This is a genomic window from Candidatus Magnetaquicoccus inordinatus (assembly GCF_004217665.1).
Lineage (GTDB): Bacteria > Pseudomonadota > Magnetococcia > Magnetococcales > Magnetaquicoccaceae > Magnetaquicoccus > Magnetaquicoccus inordinatus.
Map to the genome: position 1 here is coordinate 1 of NZ_RXIU01000005.1, position 19,328 is coordinate 19,328.

The 19,328-nt window shown below is 52.9% G+C and carries 17 protein-coding genes and 3 tRNA genes; 7 read left to right on the forward strand and 13 right to left on the reverse strand.

The genetic code is table 11. The features are described from left to right. The 12 genes from EJP87_RS00845 to pheA all read right to left on the reverse strand — a co-directional run. Nucleotides 1–619, reverse strand: a 619-nt coding sequence (locus EJP87_RS00845) for a lysophospholipid acyltransferase family protein (RefSeq protein ID WP_193771029.1), incomplete at its 3' end; no start/stop codon positions are given. Between the two features lie 135 nt (nucleotides 620–754). After that, nucleotides 755–958: a hypothetical protein gene (locus EJP87_RS00850; protein WP_130469974.1), complete on the reverse strand. Its 204-nt coding sequence runs from the start codon at nucleotides 956–958 to the stop codon at nucleotides 755–757. Between the two features lie 94 nt (nucleotides 959–1,052). Beyond that, nucleotides 1,053–1,736: a hypothetical protein gene (locus tag EJP87_RS00855; protein WP_130469975.1), complete on the reverse strand. Its 684-nt coding sequence runs from the start codon at nucleotides 1,734–1,736 to the stop codon at nucleotides 1,053–1,055. Nucleotides 1,737–1,761: 25 nt separating this feature from the next. Next, nucleotides 1,762–2,706 carry an ACP S-malonyltransferase gene (gene fabD, locus EJP87_RS00860; RefSeq protein WP_130469976.1) on the reverse strand — a complete coding sequence of 315 codons (945 nt, stop codon included), beginning with the start codon at nucleotides 2,704–2,706 and terminating at the stop codon, nucleotides 1,762–1,764. A gap of 198 nt (nucleotides 2,707–2,904) precedes the next feature. Then, on the reverse strand, nucleotides 2,905–3,438 hold the full coding sequence (locus tag EJP87_RS00865) for a LabA-like NYN domain-containing protein (RefSeq protein WP_130469977.1): 534 nt from the start codon (nucleotides 3,436–3,438) through the stop codon (nucleotides 2,905–2,907). A 278-nt stretch (nucleotides 3,439–3,716) separates the two neighbouring features. Then, a tRNA-Gly gene (locus EJP87_RS00870) sits at nucleotides 3,717–3,791 on the reverse strand. A gap of 28 nt (nucleotides 3,792–3,819) precedes the next feature. Continuing rightward, nucleotides 3,820–3,897, reverse strand: a tRNA-Cys gene (locus tag EJP87_RS00875). A 13-nt stretch (nucleotides 3,898–3,910) separates the two neighbouring features. Further along, nucleotides 3,911–3,985: transfer RNA gene (locus tag EJP87_RS00880), tRNA-Gly, on the reverse strand. Between the two features lie 130 nt (nucleotides 3,986–4,115). Further along, nucleotides 4,116–4,664, reverse strand: coding sequence for a CDP-diacylglycerol--glycerol-3-phosphate 3-phosphatidyltransferase (gene pgsA / locus EJP87_RS00885; protein ID WP_130469978.1), 549 nt, complete (start codon nucleotides 4,662–4,664; stop codon nucleotides 4,116–4,118). A 7-nt stretch (nucleotides 4,665–4,671) separates the two neighbouring features. Continuing rightward, the gene (gene uvrC / locus EJP87_RS00890) at nucleotides 4,672–6,594 is read right to left on the reverse strand and encodes an excinuclease ABC subunit UvrC (RefSeq protein WP_130469979.1); all 1,923 of its coding nucleotides are present in this window, start codon (nucleotides 6,592–6,594) and stop codon (nucleotides 4,672–4,674) included. A 3-nt stretch (nucleotides 6,595–6,597) separates the two neighbouring features. Further along, nucleotides 6,598–7,380 carry a prolipoprotein diacylglyceryl transferase gene (lgt, locus tag EJP87_RS00895; protein ID WP_130469980.1) on the reverse strand — a complete coding sequence of 261 codons (783 nt, stop codon included), beginning with the start codon at nucleotides 7,378–7,380 and terminating at the stop codon, nucleotides 6,598–6,600. A gap of 5 nt (nucleotides 7,381–7,385) precedes the next feature. Beyond that, complete coding sequence (gene pheA / locus EJP87_RS00900) at nucleotides 7,386–8,219, reverse strand: prephenate dehydratase (protein WP_130469981.1); 834 nt, start codon at nucleotides 8,217–8,219, stop codon at nucleotides 7,386–7,388. A 123-nt stretch (nucleotides 8,220–8,342) separates the two neighbouring features. Between pheA and EJP87_RS00905 the strand changes: the two genes are divergently transcribed. From EJP87_RS00905 to EJP87_RS00920, 4 genes are all read left to right on the forward strand, one after another. After that, nucleotides 8,343–9,152, forward strand: a complete 810-nt coding sequence (locus tag EJP87_RS00905; RefSeq protein WP_227657390.1) for a class I SAM-dependent methyltransferase — start codon at nucleotides 8,343–8,345, stop codon at nucleotides 9,150–9,152. A gap of 12 nt (nucleotides 9,153–9,164) precedes the next feature. After that, complete coding sequence (locus EJP87_RS00910; RefSeq protein ID WP_130469982.1) at nucleotides 9,165–10,193, forward strand: DUF2157 domain-containing protein; 1,029 nt, start codon at nucleotides 9,165–9,167, stop codon at nucleotides 10,191–10,193. A gap of 175 nt (nucleotides 10,194–10,368) precedes the next feature. Beyond that, nucleotides 10,369–11,919, forward strand: coding sequence for a methyl-accepting chemotaxis protein (locus EJP87_RS00915; RefSeq protein ID WP_130469983.1), 1,551 nt, complete (start codon nucleotides 10,369–10,371; stop codon nucleotides 11,917–11,919). Between the two features lie 247 nt (nucleotides 11,920–12,166). Next, nucleotides 12,167–14,044: a methyl-accepting chemotaxis protein gene (locus EJP87_RS00920; protein WP_130469984.1), complete on the forward strand. Its 1,878-nt coding sequence runs from the start codon at nucleotides 12,167–12,169 to the stop codon at nucleotides 14,042–14,044. A 33-nt stretch (nucleotides 14,045–14,077) separates the two neighbouring features. Here the strand turns inward: EJP87_RS00920 and EJP87_RS00925 are convergent, their stop codons facing one another. Continuing rightward, nucleotides 14,078–14,647, reverse strand: coding sequence for a TetR/AcrR family transcriptional regulator (locus EJP87_RS00925; RefSeq protein WP_153188647.1), 570 nt, complete (start codon nucleotides 14,645–14,647; stop codon nucleotides 14,078–14,080). A 186-nt stretch (nucleotides 14,648–14,833) separates the two neighbouring features. On the opposite strand from EJP87_RS00925, the gene EJP87_RS00930 reads away from it, so the two are divergent. From EJP87_RS00930 to EJP87_RS00940, 3 genes are read left to right on the forward strand one after another with little or no spacing between them, the layout of a single operon-like run. Beyond that, complete coding sequence (locus EJP87_RS00930) at nucleotides 14,834–15,907, forward strand: polyamine ABC transporter substrate-binding protein (protein ID WP_130469986.1); 1,074 nt, start codon at nucleotides 14,834–14,836, stop codon at nucleotides 15,905–15,907. 5 nt (nucleotides 15,908–15,912) lie between these two features. Next, nucleotides 15,913–18,189: a sensor histidine kinase gene (locus EJP87_RS00935; protein WP_130469987.1), complete on the forward strand. Its 2,277-nt coding sequence runs from the start codon at nucleotides 15,913–15,915 to the stop codon at nucleotides 18,187–18,189. After that, nucleotides 18,186–19,328: an FIST signal transduction protein gene (locus EJP87_RS00940; RefSeq protein WP_130469988.1), complete on the forward strand. Its 1,143-nt coding sequence runs from the start codon at nucleotides 18,186–18,188 to the stop codon at nucleotides 19,326–19,328. Before EJP87_RS00935 ends, EJP87_RS00940 begins: the two co-directional genes overlap by 4 nt.

Here is a 19,328-nt window from a genome sequence, read left to right on the forward strand (position 1 = left end):
GGGCGGAGTATGTCGAGGGAGAGATCTCTGCCATCATGCCCTCGATGACTGATTGAACCTGTTGGAGCAACTGTTTGCGGGCGGCTTTATCCAACCCTTGTGTGGGGATCGGCTCGCCGATACGAATTTGAATTTCGCCGGGATGTTTGAGAAAAGAGCGGCGAGGCCAAAACTCTCCAGCATTATGGGCAACCGGGACGATGGGTACCCCGGCAGCCATGGCCATGATGACGCCGCCGGAGTGATAATGGCCTACCTCTCCGGCGGCGACACGGGTTCCTTCGGGAAAAATCAAGATCGAAGTTCCTTCACTGCACAAACGTCTGCTCTCCTCCTGCAAGATGCGTAACGCTTCGATTTCGCGCTGCCGATTGATCACCACCTGACCGGTGGCTTTCAAAGCCCAGCCAAAAAAGGGGATGGAGAGAAGACTTTTTTTCAACACCAGAACAAAGGTGGGAAACTGCGCGTGCAGGGTGACCGTCTCCCAGGCCGATTGATGTTTGCACAAAATGACGAATGGGGGAGGGGGAAGCCGCTCCTGACCGATGATGCGGTCACGCAGACCGCAACAAAGAGCCAGGATTCGGCGATTATACTCGGCCCAGGAGCAGGCCATTCTGCGTCGCTGGGCCAGGGAAGTGATTGGCCAAAGTGTTACGATAACCGTGGCATAGAGTAAAATGCCCAGGACAAATAACACAAAAAATAGGCCCGATCGGATTGCAATCATAACGAAAGTGTCATCTCTTCGTCAGACCGTACCATGATCTATTGACGGACGGTGTGGGGCGGCTTGCTTGGCATAACGGGTAATGGCATCTTTGAGACTGATCAAGCGCTCATAGATGGCCCAGGCTCCCCGAAAGCTGTTGATTCCCGTCACCACGGTTTTGCCTTGGTCGCGGTCGAATATTTTATATTCTTCCCGGTTGGCAACAATTTGTAATGGTTCCATTGCAGACTCCTTCATTGTGCTCAAATAGTATCCTGTCTGCTGACTAGCATGGAACATGCCATACTTGTTGCGCCAATCCGAGCCATCTATTGAATTATTGTAAGGTTTTTTCACCAGGATGCTGGAGAGCAAACCCCTTGCGTTTGGCAGATTTCAGGTTGCCATCTTGCTGCAAATCATCGCGATCAAACCACCAATCATCGCCAACCATGATCTCCAAGGAGCGCAAGACAATGGGGATATAGTGATTGGGATCATCCAGATGATGATGTTCGACCCATTTGGCGAAGGCTTCATCGCCGACGATGCCGACCGCATCCAGAACCAGAGAAAACATTTGCTGCGACTGTGCTTGGGCCAAAGCGGCATCGGGGTGTTCCGGTGTGCGATGTTTGGCCATCAGATGGGCCAGAGCGACAATCGGGCCGGCGATTTCATGGCGTGGTCCCAAGGTGTTGAGCAGATGAAACAGCGCCAATACCACATCTGTTACCGGCACATCGCTTTTGAGTGCCACCCAGACCCGTTGTGCCAGAGCTTTGTAAATCTCATGGGTTTTTTGTTTTTTGGAGAGGGCGGTCAAAATTTCCAGCACCTCCGACCATTGGCCGTTACGGCTGAGGCGGGCGATAGCCGCTTTATTGAGTCGCCACTCCTCTTCGCTAGAGGGGCGATGCCGCGCACTACTCTCCTCTGCCTCAGGTGGGGGACACCCCTCTTTTTCCTGAGCGGCGGGTATGGTTAAAATAGAAAAAGCCTCTTTTGGGGGATGGCTCATTATTGCCTCCACAATGGATTATGAATTAAGAGTTGAGCTGATCGGCTGCCTTGTCAACATCCTCCGGGGTGTTGATGGTAAAGACGCGGGCTGTTTCATCGATCCGTTTGATCATGCCCGCCAGCACCTTGCCATTGCCCAGCTCAATATAGGTTCCGACGCCCAACTCCTGCAAGCGGCGAATAAAGGCTTCCCATTGCACAGCGCCGGTCACCTGTTCGACCAATAAACGGCGGATAAGTTCGCCCTCTCTGACCTCTTTGGCGGTGACATTGGCAACCAACGGGATGGAGAGGTCGGCGATGGCTGTTTGTTGCAGTGCCTGAGCCATGATGTCAGCAGCCGGCTGCATCAGGGGACAATGGAAAGGAGCGGATACAGCCAGCATCATGCAGCGTTTGGCTCCGCGCTCTTTGGCCAGGGCGACGGCGCGAGCGACGGCAAATTGATGCCCGGAGATGACAATTTGTTGGGCTGTATTAAAATTGGCCGGCACGCAAATGCCAGAGGTTTCCAGAGCGGCTGCTTGACACACCTCTTGCACCTGTTCGGCGGGCATGTTCAACATGGCTGCCATCGCTCCCTGACCGGGAGGGACTGCCTGTTGCATCGCCTGTCCCCGCAAGCGGACCAAGCGAATCGCCTCTTCTGCACTGAAACCACCCGCAACCGCGATGGCGCTATATTCACCCAGGGAGTGACCGGCCACATAATCGGCACGAATGGCTGTGCGCTGCATGAACAACTGCGCTGCGGCCAGAGAGGTTACCAGCATGGCTGGTTGGGTGTTTTCGGTCAGAGTCAGTTGCTCTTCAGGGCCCTGAAACATGATTTGACTGAGAGCAACTCCGGTAACCCGATCCGCCAAGGCAAACAGATCGGCCAATTCACTGCTGCAGGCAGCAAAAGCTTGGCCCATTCCCACCGACTGGGCCCCCTGACCGGGAAACAAAAAAGCAATTTTACGCATGATCTTTCTCACCTTTATGCTGCCAACCGTTGCTGACCCGAGCGGATACTCCTCAGAGCTTGTGAATAAATCCACTGTGCCGCCCATGGGCAGCGTTGCAGGCTCATTCGCTCCTCGCCTATCTGCTTGATATGTCTCGTCGCTCATTCGCCTGCGTCTTGCCCATGCGCTTGCTCGCTACGATATATTCGCAAGCTCTCAGGGGGTGCTGCGAATCAGCTCTTTTTTGATGGAATCCAATTCAATAAAATCATCGGCTTGACGGCGCAGCTCATCGGCAATCATCGGCGGTTGGGTCATCAAGGAGCTGATCACCGTGACATGCTTGCCCAGATCTTGTACCGCTTCGACTACGCTGCGAAAATCACCATCGCCAGAAAAGAGTACAGCATGATCATAATAAGGGGCCATGCGCAACATGCCAATGGCAATTTCGATATCCATATTGCCTTTGGTGCGTTTGATTCCGGTTGCAGGATCGACATACTCTTTGATTGGTTTGGTGACGACCGTATAGCCGTTATAGGCCAACCAGTCGACCAGAGGTCGGATGGGCGAATATTCCTGCTCGTCACCCAAGGCGGTATAATAATAGGCGCGTACCAGTCGGCTGCGACTTTGAAAATAATTTAACAGTTTTTTATAGTCGAAATCAAAGCCAAGCGAGCGGATGGCGGCATACAGGTTGGAGCCATCAATGAAGATGACAACACGTTCATCTTGGTAGAACATGAGCTTTTCCTTAAAATTTTTCAAAAATGAAACAGGTTCCCGAATAATAGCCCCGATGGGGTAGGTTCCTGTGCACACCACTATTTTTAATTACAACAATATCTTAAACAATTTTCACGAAGGGGCGATAGGGAGGTATACCGCTCTTCTGGGTTACAACAATGGGTCCACAATATCCTAAACAGCATCCCAATAACAAGAAAAACCGGATAGGAGAGATCCGGTTTTTCGATTAGACCATAATGTGCAAAAAAAATTCAGGGAAAAGCAAAAAAAAGTGGAGCGGGAGAAGGGGTTCGAACCCTCGACGTCAACCTTGGCAAGGTTGCACTCTACCACTGAGTTACTCCCGCGAAAAAGCCGCAAACGGGGTGTTGGGGCTGGAGGCCGGGGTGGGATTTGAACCCACGAAATAAAGGTTTTGCAGACCTCCGCGTTAGGCCACTTCGCCACCCGGCCAGACAGGACAAAGTGGAGCGGGAGAAGGGGTTCGAACCCTCGACGTCAACCTTGGCAAGGTTGCACTCTACCACTGAGTTACTCCCGCACACATTGCTGCTCGGCATCCTTGCACAGTTGCGCGATGGCAGGCCATCTCAAGGACACGCAGGACATGCTAAGAAAAAAGCGGCTACAAGTCAACCGTTCTTGCAAAAATTTTTCCGTGCCCACTCTTCTTAATTTCCGGTTTGCAGTTTTGGCCAGGAGTCACGAAAATAGCGATAGCCGGAAACGATGGTCAAAGCAGCAGAAATATAGAGGCAGAGCAAGCCAGGCCACTGGAAGGGTATATCCCACAGCCCCTCCTGCACCAGCAACATGATGATGGCGGTCATTTGAAAACCGGTTTTCCACTTGCCGGTGGTGGAGACGGGCAGTCGCTGACCCAGGCCAGCCAAGCGTTCGCGCAGGGCCATCACGGTGACCTCGCGGGCCAGGATGATCAACACTGGCAAAAAGGGAGCGCGCTGACTGGCAACCAACAGCACCAGGGCAGAGATGACCAACAATTTATCGGCGACCGGATCAAAGAAGCGTCCAAACTGGGTCAGGAGTTTTTGCTTTCGGGCGATATAGCCATCGGCCCAATCGGTAATGGCTGCCAGGCTGAAAAAGATGGCCGAAAGCAGAAATCCCCAGCGTCCGGGCAGATAGGAAAAGCCCACAAAAAATGGGATTAAGAGAATCCGTGTTGCTGTCAGGGTATTGGGCAGATTCCAAACCATGATGCACTCAAGAGCCTTCCTGGAAAAAGTCTACGATACGTTGTGCCACATGTTCCGGCACACCAGCCACCTCGCGCAAGGCATCCATTCCGGCTTCTCGAATGGCCTTGGTAGAGCCAAAATGACGCAATAACAGTTTTTTGCGCTGCGGTCCGATTCCGGGAATCTGATCCAGACCAGATTGCAGTTGCGCACGTCCCCGTTGGGATTGATGGCTGCCGAGCGCAAAGCGGTGCGCCTCATCCCGGATACGTTGCAAAAGGAATAGTACCGGAGAATGAGTCGGCAAGACAATGGGTTCTGGTGAATGAGGCAAAAACAGACGTTCTTTTCCGGCGTTACGCTCTTCTCCTTTGGCTATGGCGCAGAGAGGAATATCCTGCACAGCCAACTCTTGCATTACTTGCAACACCGCATTGAGCTGTCCGCGCCCACCATCGAGCAGAAGCAAATCGGGACGCGGGGGTATTTCGTCACTCTCTGCATGGCTTTTTTGTTCATTGTGCAGTGGGGAGAGGCGGGTCAGGCGTCGGTGCAGCATGCGCGCCATGCGTGCTGTATCGTCAGGCAGTTGTGGATCAGCAAGGTTGAAATGGCGATAACTGCTTTTTTGCCAGCCAGAGGGGGTACAGACAATCAGGGAGCCAACCGGGTGGGTATCTTGCAGATGGGAGACATCATAGGCTTCGATACGTTGCAGAGGTTGTGGCAAGGATAAAAGCTCTGCCAAATCCTGCAGCAGTTTGGCAAAGGTGGTACGGTTTTGTTGCCGACGCAACAGTGCCTCCTGGGCATTCAAGGTAGCCATCTGCAGCAAGCGAGCTTTTTCGCCGCTGCTGGGGCGGTGCAAACGTACTGTACCCCCGTTCAGGCTGCTCAAAGCGGCGCTTAACCATTGCCGATGCGGCAGAACCAGATTGACAACCACCTCCGCAGGAACAGTACTCTGTTCGCCGCTGCGCGGGGTATAATATTGGCCAAGAAAGGCCTCAAGAATCTCTTCTGGAGAGCTTTCGTTGCTGTTTTCGGGAAAAAAGCAGCTATTGCCCCAGTTGATCCCATGTCGGACACAAAAAATCTGAATGGCGCAACCGCTGTCATCCTGGGCAATGCTGACCACATCGAGATGGGCGCTGCCCGTCAGGTTGACCCGTCTTTGATCCTGAATCAGTTGAATGGCCTTGATCTGATCGCGCAGACGTGCTGCCTTTTCATAGGCGCGTTGTTCGGCAGCCTCCCACATGGCTTGATTCAAGCGCTCCAGGAGCACAGTGGATTTACCCTCCAAAAACAGGCAGACATCATGCACCATTCGCCCATACTCCTCAGCCGAGATGCGACCACAGCAGGGGCCGCTGCAGCGTTTGATTTGATAGTTCAGGCAGGGGCGTTGCCGTTGATTAAACTGGCTGTCTTCACAATGGCGGATGGGAAACATACCCTGCAACCATTTGACGGTTTCCCGCAAGGCGGTTACGGTGGGAAAGGGGCCAAACCATTGCCCCGGATTGCCCTCGATAGCGGAAGGGGGAAGTTTTTCTGCCGATTGTGGTCGTGGTGGGGTGCGCACCACGGAAAGACGGGGAAAGGGGTGTTGGGTGGAGAGATGCAGATAGGGGTGCGATTTATCATCCTTGAGCAGCACATTATACGGAGGACGAAAGCGTTTAATCAGGTTGGCTTCCAGGATCAACGCCTCATTTTCGGTATGGGTCAAGGTTACTTCCAGATTGCGCGCCAGAGCCAGCATGGCCTGGATGCGCAAAGGTTGATTGCGTCCGGCCTGGAAATAGGAGCTGACCCGTTTTTTTAGTGCTTTGGCTTTGCCGACATAGAGCACCCGCTCCTTGTCGCCCAGAAAGCGATAGACTCCTGGACGCAAGGGGAGAGCAGCGACCGCTTCCAGCAGGGAAGCAGAATAATTGCTCATTGCTCAGGCACCAGATTTGCGCAGAGAATAGCGCCAGAGAGCCAGTCCGGCCACAATCATCGGCAGGCTTAGCCATTGTCCCATGGTCAGATCGAGGGCCAATAGTCCCAATTGTGGATCGGGTTCGCGGACAAACTCTACCACAAAACGCGAGAAGCCATAGCCGGCCAAAAACCAGCCAAGAAGGTATCCAGAGGGACGTTCACGGCGTCCCAGCCATTGCAATAACAGAAAGAGTGCCAACCCCTCCAAGGCCGATTGATAGAGTTGACTGGGATGGCGAGGCAGGGGACCGGCCCCAGGAAAGAGCATGCCCCAGGGCAGATCGGTAGTGCGTCCCCATAATTCGCCGTTGATAAAGTTGCCGATGCGGCCCAAAAAAAAGCCCAGCGGGGCAATGGGTGCCACCAGGTCGGCCAGACTCAAGCAGTTGAGTTGATGTTTGCGCGAGAAGAGGATGCAGACGGTCAAGACGCCCAACAGGCCGCCATGAAAGGCCATGCCTCCCTCCCAAATACGAAACACAGCCAGCGGATTGGCCAGATAATAGTCAAACTGGTAAAAGAGGATATAGCCCAGGCGTCCGCCGAGAAGCACCCCCAGCAAAATCCAAAACAACAGATCACTGACCGAGTCACGATGCAGTTGCGGCATAAAACGTTTGGCGCGGGCCAACAGCAGGGGCCAACCGATCAAAAAGGCCAAGGTATACATCAGGCCATACCAGCGAATAGCCAGTGGACCGATTTGCAACAGGATGGGATCCAGATTGGGGTAGGTGAGCATGCGGTTTAGTCCATATGTTGCGGAGCTTGCGGATAGCAGCCCAATATTTTCAGGGAGTCGGTAAAAAAGGAGATCTCTTCCATGGCTAATTCACAGGCTGCATCCTCTGGGTGTCCTTCAAAATCAAGATAAAACTGATAACTCCAATGGCGTCCTGGCAGTGGTCTGGATTCCAGGCGGGTCAGGTTGATGCCATTGGTGGCAAAACCGCCGAGGCATTTATAGAGAGCTGCCGGAATGTTGCGTACCTCGAACAGCAGACTGGTTTTGCAGGAGGTTTCGGGCGACGGATGGTCGCTTTCACGAGCAATCAATAAAAAGCGCGTGGTATTGAAGGGGCTATCTTGAATATCCTTGCCGAGGATGGTCAATTGATAAAGCTCGGCGCAGAGGGCCGAGGCAAGTGCCGCTTCGTGGGGATTGTTGCGTTGCAGCAGGTCAGCGGCGGCCCCGGCGGTATCATAGACCGCATATTTTTCCCAGCCATGCTTTTTGATAAAATTATGGCATTGTGCCAAGGCTTGCGGATGGGAATAGACGGCACGAATCTCTGGCAGATGGGAGCCGGGCAGGCCGAGCAGACAGTGGCGCACCCGTTGATAGTGCTCTCCGATGATAAACAGGCGATGGCGAGCCAGCAGGTCATAGCTGTCGCTGACCGTGCCGGCAACACTGTTTTCTACCGGCAGCATGCCCAGATCGACGGCACCGGATTCCACTTGTTGAAACAGCTCTTCAAAGGTTTTGCAGGGAACGTAGAGATGGCCGGGCATCTTTTCCCGACAGGCTTGTTCGCTGTAGGCGCCACGCATCCCTTGAAAGGCAATGGTTTTTTGCATGTTACGACTCTTGGTTGCTGGGACGATGATTGCTTGCTGTGCTGCATACGGTTTACCATTATGAACCTTTTCGCGCTCGGACAAAACCCGTGGCCAACATTTTTTTGCCCTTGGATGGGAACAGTGTTGAATAATGAACAGATTTTTTCTCGTGTTGCCGTGTTTGATGCCACGGGCCAGCGTCATGAGGAGGCATCTGCCCTGGCCGAACGCTTGTGTTTGCCCCTGTTGGCGGAGCAAAAAAAGGGTGGGCACACAGAGGCAGAGTTGATAGTGGTTTTGCAGGCCGAACATATAGAGCTGCAGGGCACTGTGGCCGAGGAGGGCGGAGCCATTGTGGTGGATTTTGTCGCCGGCAAGGCCGGTTATCGCCGACGTCATGGTGGGGGATGGCGACAACCTTTAGTGCGTGCGCTGGGCTTGCGTGCGCACAAGCCGTTGCGGATAGTTGATGCCACACCAGGTTTGGGGCAGGATGCTTTTGTTTTGGCAGCATTGGGAGCGGAGGTGAAGATGGTTGAACGTTCCCCTGTCTTGGCGGTACTGCTGGAAGATGGTTTGCGTCGTTTGCGGGCGCATAGCCAGATTCATGCTCTTCCGCAAGTTTTGTTAACCTTGGAAAGGGCCGATTCGCGGTGCTGGTTGGCCTCGTTTCTGGCAGACAACAGGGGAGAGAGGCCGGATGTGATCTATCTGGATCCGATGTATCCGCATCGCCAGGGGAGTGCTTTGGTCAAAAAGGAGATGCGGCGTCTGCGTCGTTTGGTGGGGGATGATAACGATGCCGAAGAGTTGTTGCCCTTGGCCATGCAGGTGGCGCAGAGTCGGGTGGTGGTAAAAAGACCACGTCATGCAGCCCATTTGGCTGCTTTGTTGCCGACGATGGTGATAGAGAGTGAACAGACCCGTTATGATATCTATCGTTTGGGTTAAGGAGGAGGCCACATGGAGTTGCAGCGCACGGATCTGCAGAAAGCGGTTACCGAGGGGATTTTGACGGCTGAGAGTGCAGAGGCGCTGTGGCATTTTTTGCAGAGCGAGCCGCCGGATCGTCCCACTTTCCAGGGCAGCCATATTTTATATTATCTGGGTGGCCTGTTGGCGATTGGTGCCTTGAGCCTGTTCATGACGCAAGGCTGGGTGTTGTTGGGGGGATGGGGATTGGCGGCATTGGCGCTGCTTTTTGGTCTGTTAACCACTTGGCTCAGCCATTGGTTTCTGCAGCGTAAACAGCTCCTGATTCCAGCCGGGATCATGTTGACTTTGAGTGTGGTATTGGTGCCGTTGGCCATTTATGGGCTGCAGATGGGCTTGGGATATTGGGAGGATGTGCTGCCTTATCAAGCCTATCACACCAAAATCGATGGGCGTTGGTTGGTCATGGAGTGGGGCACCTTGTTGGTGGCAGCACTGCTGTTGTGGCGGATGCCCATGCCTTTTGCGGTGATGCCGGTAGCCGTCACTTTGTGGTATATGAGCATGGATCTGCTGCCGTTGCTGCTGGGCACTCCTGGTTGGCAGGGGGTGACTGCCCAGAATATATCCATTCTTTTTGGACTGGGTATGTTGTTGCTAGCTTTTGCAATCGATGTGCGCCAGAAGGGAGGGCTGGATTATGCTTTTTGGTTGTATCAGTTTGGCATGCTCACCTTTTGGGGAGGTTTGTCGTTTCGTTCCAGTGATGCGGAGTGGGCAAAATTTTTCTATTTTTGTATTAATATTGGTCTGATTGTTTTGGGAGGTTTGTTGCGCCGCCGGGTATTTGCTCTTTTTGGTGGTTTGGGCATGGCGGGCTATCTCGGTTATCTCTCCCATAAATGGTTTTCCGACAGCCTGCTTTTTCCATTTGTGTTGATCGTTATCGGTTTTGCGCTGCTCTATCTGGGTGTGTGGTGGCAACGACAGGGGCAGGCGCTGACCGAGCGTTATCGTGGCCATCTGCCGCAGATGATCGTGCGACTCTGGGAGCGTTGAGAGCGAATCGTAATGAATCAAGATGGGAGTTTTCCATTAATAAATTTTAACATATCATTTTTGTACAGGAATAACAGAGAATCATCATATTTTACTATAAACTTTCTTTACAGGAGTAAAGAGGATTTGCTAGAATCAAAAAACGTCAAATATCAAAATTATTCCGGAAAATCCCATGACACACTTTCTGCGCAGAGGGTCCATCGGAGTTCGTTTGCTGCTGGTGGCGGGAGTTGCTGGTGCCATCAGTTTAGCGGGAATGGGCGGAGTGGCTGTCCACCGAATGCGCACGGCCTTGTTGGAACAACATGAAAGAACCATTCAGCAACTGACTGCCAGCACCACACGCGGCTTGGAAGCGATTATGCTGGGAGGATCGGCTGAGACAGCCCGCCACTATGCCAAGGCTTTGAAAGAGATCTCTGGTATCCAGGGCTTTCAGGTGCTGCGTTTGGATGAGCGTGAGGCATTTCAAGAGGGGGCAGCAGTGGAGCCCGATCCCAACGGTTTTATGGGATTTACCCGCTATGATGCCAGCCGAGTCAGTAGCTCTTTTGCCCAGGCGGTGGCTGGTGAACAGGCAGTGCATCAATTTGGGGTGAGTGCCGATGGTACAGCACAGGTGCAATATTGGGTGCCGTTGCTCAATAAGCCAGAGTGTCATGCCTGCCATGGTGCCGATCATAAAGTGCGGGGGATGCTGCATTTGACCCTCTCTTTGCGCGAATTTGAACAGGGAATTGCCCGGACGCAACTGGAATTGGCAGTGACAGTGCTGTTGGCAGTGGCGTTGTTGCTTCTGTTGTTGCGCACTATTTTTCGCCGTTTGGTGACCCAACCTTTGGGGCGTTTGCAGGAGGTGATCGAGACCATTGCCGGAGGAGATTTGCGACCGCGTCTGCACTATGCTGAGGAGCAACAGGATGAGATTGCGCAGATTGGCCGCTATTTGAATCGCATGGCCGATAATCTGGCCGGCATTATCCGTTCGGTACATCGGCAATCACAGGCGTTGACCGGAGGGATCGGCAGCTTTTCCGCTTTGCGCCAGCAACTGGAACAGGGGAGTGGCAACACTTCGGCGGTCTCCGAAGAGGTGGCGCGCTTTATGAAAATCATCATTGGTGGCATTTGGGAGAGTGTGGATCGTTCCAAGGCCACCGAACAGATTGCCCGGGCGGCTGCAGAGAGTGCGGTCAAGGGTGGGGAGTCGGTGCAGGAGACCATCCGTTCGATGGCCAATGCGGCACAAAAAATGGAGATGATTCAGGAGATTGCCCGCCAGACCAACCTGTTGGCGCTCAATGCTGCCATTGAGGCGGCGCGGACCGGTGAGGCAGGCAAAGGGTTTGCGGTGGTGGCGGGAGAGGTGCGCAAATTGGCGGAACGCAGTCGAGAAGCAGCCCAGGAGATCGGCAGATTGATGTCTACCACCATGCAGACCGCACGCTCGACTGGCGATGTGTTGGCTCTTTTAGTGCCGGAGATTACCCGTACTGCTGAAGAGGTGCGTCGTATCGATCGTTTGTCGGGAGAACAAAATCAAAGCGCCCAGAAGATTGCCGATGCCGTCACGCGCTTGGATAATGTGGTACGCAACAGTGTGCAAACCTCTGGACAGGTAAGTGAAATTGCCCATCAACTGATGGATGCTGCCGAACAGTTGGAAGAGACCATCAGTGCTTTTCGCTTGGATGATGCACAAGAGGATGATGAGTGTGCATAACTGATTGTGTGCAGAGTAACTCCGCAACCATTTTTTCTTCATCGCTTTATCCCATCCTCTATTCAAATATATAATCATTTGATTAAACGAGAAAAATTGTTGTTTGTTGCGTGGTTCGTGCTGGTGAATTTACTGGATTCAAATAGGGGAATCTGGTACATTTCGCCTGGTTTGGACATTGCGGGAAAACCTTTTTTCGCCGTTGTGAGCCGACAAACATGAACCGACAAGGGGAAGGAGAGGGGTAATGCGTTGGCGAGATCTGAGTGTCAGCAAAAAAATTATGATCGGTTTTGGCAGTGTTTTGATTCTGCTGATCGGAGTGAGCGTCTGGTCTTTGCGCGGCATTGGCATCATGGTGAACAACGGTTTGGAGGTGGTGGAGGGTAACAAGCTGCGCAGTGAAATTTTGCAGCGTGAGGTGGATCATCTGAACTGGGTCAATCGCGTCAGCACCTTTATCAATGATGAAAAGGCGGGTGGTGAGATTGGGGTGCAGCTTGATCATACGCAGTGTGCTTTTGGCAAGTGGTTTTATGGTGAGGGGCGTCGTCATGCGGAGCATTTGGTACCCTCGTTAAAAGATACCCTCTCTGCGGTGGAGGAGCCCCACAAGTTGCTGCATGCTTCGGCGCGCAACATTCAAAAGGTGTTCCGGCGCGCCGATGCCAATCTGCCGGAGTTTTTGGCGCAAAAAGAGACCGATCATCTGGCCTGGTCCGAGAAGATGCTCTCCACCATTCTTGCCGGGGAGAAAGAGCTGACGGTGCAGTTGGATCCGACCCAATGCGGGATGGGTAAATTTATCTATGGCGAGGGCGGCAAAAAGATGGTGGATACGGACGCCCAACAAGCTGAGTTGATGAAGGAGATGGAGCCGGCCCATCGTCGCTTGCATGCCACTGGAGAGAAGGTGCGTGATGCCTTGCGTGCGGGCAATCTGGAGCTGGCCAAAGCGCTTTATCAAAAAGATGTGCAGAATGAACTGGCCGCTGTGCGCGGTTATTTGAAGAAGATGCAGGAGACAGCGCGTAACGCTTTGCAGGGCAAAAAAGAGGCCGAACGCATTTTTGCCAGTGAGACGCAGCCACAACTGGCTACCTTGAAAACCCATTTTCACTCTTTGGAAAAGAGTACCCGCGACCATATTCTTTCCGAAGAGCAGATGTTAAGCCAGGCTACCCAGATCCGCACGATTCTTATTTCAGTCGTTTTGGTCGCTGTTTTTGTGGCGATATTGATGAGCGTGATCATTCCACGAGCCATTGTCCGTCCCATTTTGATTTCGTTGGGTTTTGCCGAAGATGTGGCGCAAGGCAATTTATGTTGCAAAATGAATCTTCCACAAAAGGATGAAATGGGCCGTCTGGTGCAGGCTCTTAACACCATGGTGGAGCGTTTGCAGAAGGTGGTCGGGGAGGTGAATACCACCGCCAACAGTGTGGCCAATGGCAGTCATGAGTTGTCCGACAGCGCGCAGATGATGGCGCAAGGGGCTATTGAGCAGGCGGCCTCCATTGAGGAGACCTCTTCGGCCATGGAGCAGATGTCGGCGAGTATCAGCCGCAATACTGAAAATGCCCAGGCTACGGAACGGATTGCCGTACAGGCTTCGGCCAGCGCCCAGGAGGGTGGACAGGCGGTTGGTGAGGCGATGTCGGCGATGAAGGAGATTGCCTCCAAGATCTCCATTATCGAAGAGATTGCCCGGCAGACCAATCTGTTGGCGCTCAATGCTGCCATTGAGGCGGCACGGGCAGGCGAGCATGGCAAAGGGTTTGCTGTGGTGGCTGCGGAGGTGCGCAAATTGGCGGAACGCAGTCAACATGCGGCAGGAGAGATCTCCCAACTCTCCATCTCCAGCGTGACGGTGGCAGAAAAAGCGGGAGCGGTGATGAGTCGCCTGGTTCCTGATATTCAGCGCACTGCCGAGCTGGTGCAGGAGATTGCTGTGGCCAGTCGGGAGCAAAATCAGGGCACTTCACAGATCAATCAAGCGATTCAACAGTTGGACAAGGTGATTCAGAAAAATGCCGGAGCCAGTGAGGAGATGTCGGCCTCTGCCGATGAGTTGGCCAATCTGGCTGGCGTGTTGCGGGCTTCGATGGGCTTTTTCAAGACCTGACAGATGGTGATGGTTTGCGCGAGGGTTGGCTCGTTAGCGAGCCAACTTTCGGGCAATTGCCCCCATGCGATGGATGATTTGTGGATCGTTGTGGGTTTTGGCCAGCAAGATGGATCCCTCGAAGAGGTTGACCAATGCTTCGGCTTTATTTTCTGCCTGGGTAACGGCAGCCTCGTGCAGTACCTGCTGCAATCTCAGTTGCAGATTGGCAAATACCTCCATAAGAGCATGACGTAACGACTCATCATGGCCGCTCATTTCCAGAGCCAGATTGCCGAATGGACACCCCTTCACAAAGCCATTTTCTGTTTGCGACTGCTGTTGCAGGAGTGCTGTCATGTGAAACAGACGGGTCAGGCGATCCAAAGGGGGCAGATCGTTTGCCAGGGCCTGATCCAAAAACTGCTCAGAAAAGAGACGAAAACGTTCCACAACTGCCAGAGCCAGGGCACTTTTCGAGGCAAAAAAATGATAAAAACTGCCCTTGCGTACCCCAGCATGCAGACAAATCTCCTGCACACCGGCCTGGGCATAGCCTCCGGCATGAATCAAGGCCATTCCACTTTGAATGAGCCGCTCTTTAGCATCACTGGTTCTTCCCATGGGCTGGGTGTAGCAGATGCGAGCGCCTTTTGTCAAATCTCTTTTTAGTTGACCGTTCGGTCAGGAGAATAGAGCCTCTGTTTGGGGCAAATGCAAAAAATTGATCCTGCATTTTTTGCAACATTGGATATATAATTATCCATTGTGGCAGTCGGACTGAGCAGTGAGCAATAAGGGGAGAAGCGTATGTATACTCGTCGGCAATTTGTGCAAGCCGGGATGGGTTTGTTGGGCTCTTTGCTGATGCCAGTAGGTAACTCCTGGGCTATGACAGAGAAAGAGCGAGAGTTAACAATATTGATCTGGCCAGACTATATCGATCCTGATTTGTTAAAGAGGTTTGCCGAGGAGCAGAAGATTGCGGTGCGACAAATAGCTTTTGAAAGCGATCAGGAGCGCGATCAATTAATGCTGCGCAAGGGAGCTGCAGCTTTTGATCTGCTGGTGGTCAACCGCGTCAATTTGCCATTGTATGCCCAACGCGGTTGGGTCAGTACCATTGATACCAGTAAGCTGGGCCATTTTTCCGAGTTGGACAAACGCTGGTTGGCAGAACCGGACAGTGCCGGTAATGTGCTAGGGATTCCCTATTTTTGGGGCAACATCGGTTTGGCCTATCGGGCAGATCTGTTGGCCAAGGCACCGGTCAGTTGGATGGATTTTTTTCGACCTGCTGAGTCGCTGCGTGGCTTTTTGAATGCCATGGAGTCGGACCGGGAGATGTTGGGTATGGCTTTGCGGGCATTGGGTTTTTCGGTCAATTCCGAGGATCCGGGACAATTGACTGCTGCCGAGGCGTTGTTGCAGGAACAAAAACCCTTTGTCAAATATTATCGTTACCTGGATCTGAGCGCCAATTCACCGCTGGTGACCGGAGAGGTCAAAATGGCGATTGTATTTAATGGCGATGCGGTCAAGTTGCGCGAGTTTCATCCCGAAATTCGCTATATCCATCCACAAGAAGGGAGTGCCATTTGGGTGGACTATCTGGCAGTAGGCAAAGTTTCGGCTGCGCGTCAGGAGATGGCATTGCGTTTGATCCATTTTCTCTCTGAGCCAGTAAATGCCCTGCAAAATGCCCAGAATCTCCATTTTGCCACCCCCAACCAGATTGCTTTACAAAAGGGCTCTGCAGAGTATCGACAAGATCCAGCCATTTTTCCGCCGACCGAAGTTTTGATCAACTCCGAACCGATTCGTTCGTTTTCTGCGCGCACGCAAAAACGGATCAATGATTTTATGGGGCGGTTGTTGCGGTGAGCTCCATGCGGTTTTTGTCAGCCATTTCCCACGGCAACCTGCAGTTACGTCTGACGCTGCTGGTGTTGCCGTTGCTGGTGGTCTCCCTGCTGACCTTGGGAGGGGTGGTCTATGTGGAGTTGCGTGCTTCGCGTTTGACCATCGCCCATGCAGAAATAAGCAATGCCTTGCAGCAGGCGCAAAGCCGTATTCAACTGTATTTAGAAACAGTGGATTCCCATCTGGAGGTGTTCAGCCGTTCGGAAATTTTGGAAAGATATTTGGAAACGGCAGATGAACAGGAGCGCTATACCCTGTTGCAACCTACGGTCATACGTCTGTTTTCCGGGTTTCAGCAGGCGGTGAGCGCCTATTATACCATCAGTCTGCTATTGCCGGATGGTACAGAAGATACCCGTGTCACCTCCTATGATCTGCCCAATCAGAACGAAAATGAGCAGCACAATCCGGTGTTTCAATATTTGCAACACGCTCCTGAGCACCCCTATCATGTGATGGGTTTTAATCCAGATAATGGAGAGTGGGTGCTGATGGCCGGGGCTGCGATTCGCAGTCAAACCGGTTTTGGCGGAAAAAAGGGCTCTGTTTTAGGCTATTTGCTGGTAACCATGCGTCCCCATTTTCTGCAGGATTTGGTGGAACGCTATCGGGTGGGCAGCAGTGGGGGGGTGTTGATTGCCGATGGTGATGGCAAACTGCGTTTTGCCTATCGCCAGGAGTTGCTCGGCGAGCAGTTGCCCTCCCCGTTGTGGCAAAAACTCTCGCTTGCTGTGGGTATGCCGCAGTCGGTCACTCTGCAGGAGCAACCCTTCCTGGCTGCAGGGAGTGCCATAGAGTCCGAGCTGCGTCTTCTGGTCCAGCAACCCTTCGCTGAGCTGGATCATGAGACCCATCTGCTGTTGATGAGCACCTTAATGGTGGGAGTGGTGGCCGTTGTGGTGATGGGAGTTGCCTTGTTGTGGTTGTTGCGGCACCAGGTTGTCTATCCGCTGCGTCAACTGCATAAAGCCAGTGAACGCATCGGTTCTGGTGATTTTCATACCCCTTTGCCACGGTTGAGAGGGGATGAGATGGGGCAATTGGCCCTGACCATGGATGGTATGCGCCAGCGTTTGGGTACTCTTTACCAGGAGTTGGCGCAGGCCAAGGAGGATGCGGAAAGTGCCAATCGGGCGAAAAGCACCTTTTTGGCCAATATGAGCCATGAAATCTGTACCCCGATGCACGCTATTTTGGGCATGACCCATTTGGTATTGCAGAGTGCACTGCCAGAGGTGCAACAGCAACGTCTGGAAAAGGTACAAACATCGGCCCGCCATCTGCTGCGTTTGGTCAACGATCTTTTGGATTTTGCGCGGCTGGAAACCAAACGCTTGCAGTTGCAGAGTGCCCCTTTGCAATTGACTGAGCTCTGGCAAAATCTCTACGGGGAGTTGCAAGGGCGTGCCGAGGAGAAACGGTTGTTATTGGTTTGGCAACCACAATGTGCCGTGCAGGAGTGGTATTGGGGAGATGCTGTGCGTTTGCGGCAGATTCTTTATCATCTTCTTGATAACGCAATTAAATTTACCGATAAAGGACAGATTGTTCTCTCAGTAACAAGTAGCGCTGCATGGGATGCCGGGCAGGTTGTGTCGAGCAGCCCAGCAGCGCTTGCCGAGCCGGGAAGGGTGTTGTTGCGTTTTATGGTCCAGGACAATGGGATCGGCTTGAGCGAGGAGCAACAAACCCGGCTCTATCATCTGTTTAGTCAGGGTGATGGCAGTGCCAGTCGCCGTTATGGTGGATTGGGCTTGGGTTTGGCTTTGTGCCGCAGTTTGGTGGAGTTGATGGGTGGACAGATTGGCGTGGAAAGCAGTCAGGGGGCAGGAAGTTGTTTTTGGTTTAGTGTGACCTTGCCCTTGGTTGCCAAGAGTGAGCGTGTGCTGGAAACAAAATCGTTGCCGCAGGAAAATGAATTTTCTGCGCAGCTTCAGACGGAACAGATGCAGAGTGCGGCAGAAACAGAGGAGGGGCGGCAAGAGTCTCTTGTTTTAAGCAGAGAAGCCCAACAACTCTTTCTGGCAATGCGCGAGCCGTTACAAAAAAGGCAGCCCAAACAGTGTCAACAATTGCTGCAACAACTCCAGGAAAATTTCAGTGATAATAATCTACAACCTGTTGTGCAAGAACTCTCTCGTCTGGTACAACGCTATCGTTTGAAAGAGGCCGAGCAACTGTTGGACACTCTGCTGAGCGAACAATTCCAGACATCCCCACTTGGCAAGGAGTCAAATGAATGAAAATTGCGCAAAAGATATTTACCGACGGTTTATTACATGTTGAGGATTTGCAAGAGTTGCAAGCGCTCGATCCGCAATTGCTTTTGGTGTTTGGTCCGACCGCTCTCTTTGCTTCGGCTGGATTTTATGAGAGTGTGCGTGCTGCCTTTCCGCAGGCGCAACTGGCTGGTTGCACTACAGCCGGAGAGATTGCTGGCGAGCAATGCTATGATGGTGCTTGCGTGTTGACGGCGGTGCATTTTGCCGATACCGGTTTGCGTTTGGCCTCGGCGGCTATCAGTGCCATGGAAGAGTCCTCGGCGGTTGGCGAGGAGGTGGGCAGGCAGTTGCTGGGCGAGGGGTTGCGCGGAGTGCTGGTTTTCAGCAAAGGGTTGGGTATCAATGGCAGTGCCTTGATTCGTGGCATGGTGGCTGTTTTGGGTAAAGAGGTGCCGATCAATGGCGGTTTGGCTGGCGATGGTGCTCGTTTTCAACAGACCATGGTGCTCGACAACCAGGGAGTCAGCAGCGACCGAGTGGTTGCCATCGGTTTATATGGACAGCGGATCCGTATTGGGTATGGTTCGGTAGGTGGATGGGAGCCTTTTGGTCCAATTCGTCGCATTACCCGTTGTGAGGGTAATGTGTTGTTTGAGTTGGATGGGGAACCGGCCCTGAATTTGTATCAAGACTATTTGGGAGAGTATGCCCAGGATCTGCCTGCTTCCGGGTTGTTGTTTCCTTTTGAGATGTTGAGCGAAAATAAAGACCGTTTGGGTCTGATTCGGACCATTTTGGCGATTGATGAGGCCCAGGGGAGTTTGGTGCTGGCGGGCGAAATTGATCCAAATGGTTATTTGCGCTTGATGCACGCATCCACCAATGCACTGGTGGATGGCGCCGAGTTGGCTGCACAGCGCACGCGCCAGTTGGCTGGCAATCAGGGAGCCGGTTTGGCTTTGTTGGTCAGTTGTGTGGGGCGCAAACTGGTCATGGGTGATCATGTCGATGAGGAGGTTGAGGTGGTGGCCGATACTTTGGCGACAGGGTCGGTGCTGACCGGTTTTCACTCGTATGGTGAAATCAGCCCCTTGTTTGATACAGTGGAGTGCAAGCTGCATAACCAAACGATGACCATCACTTTTCTTGCCGAGGAATAA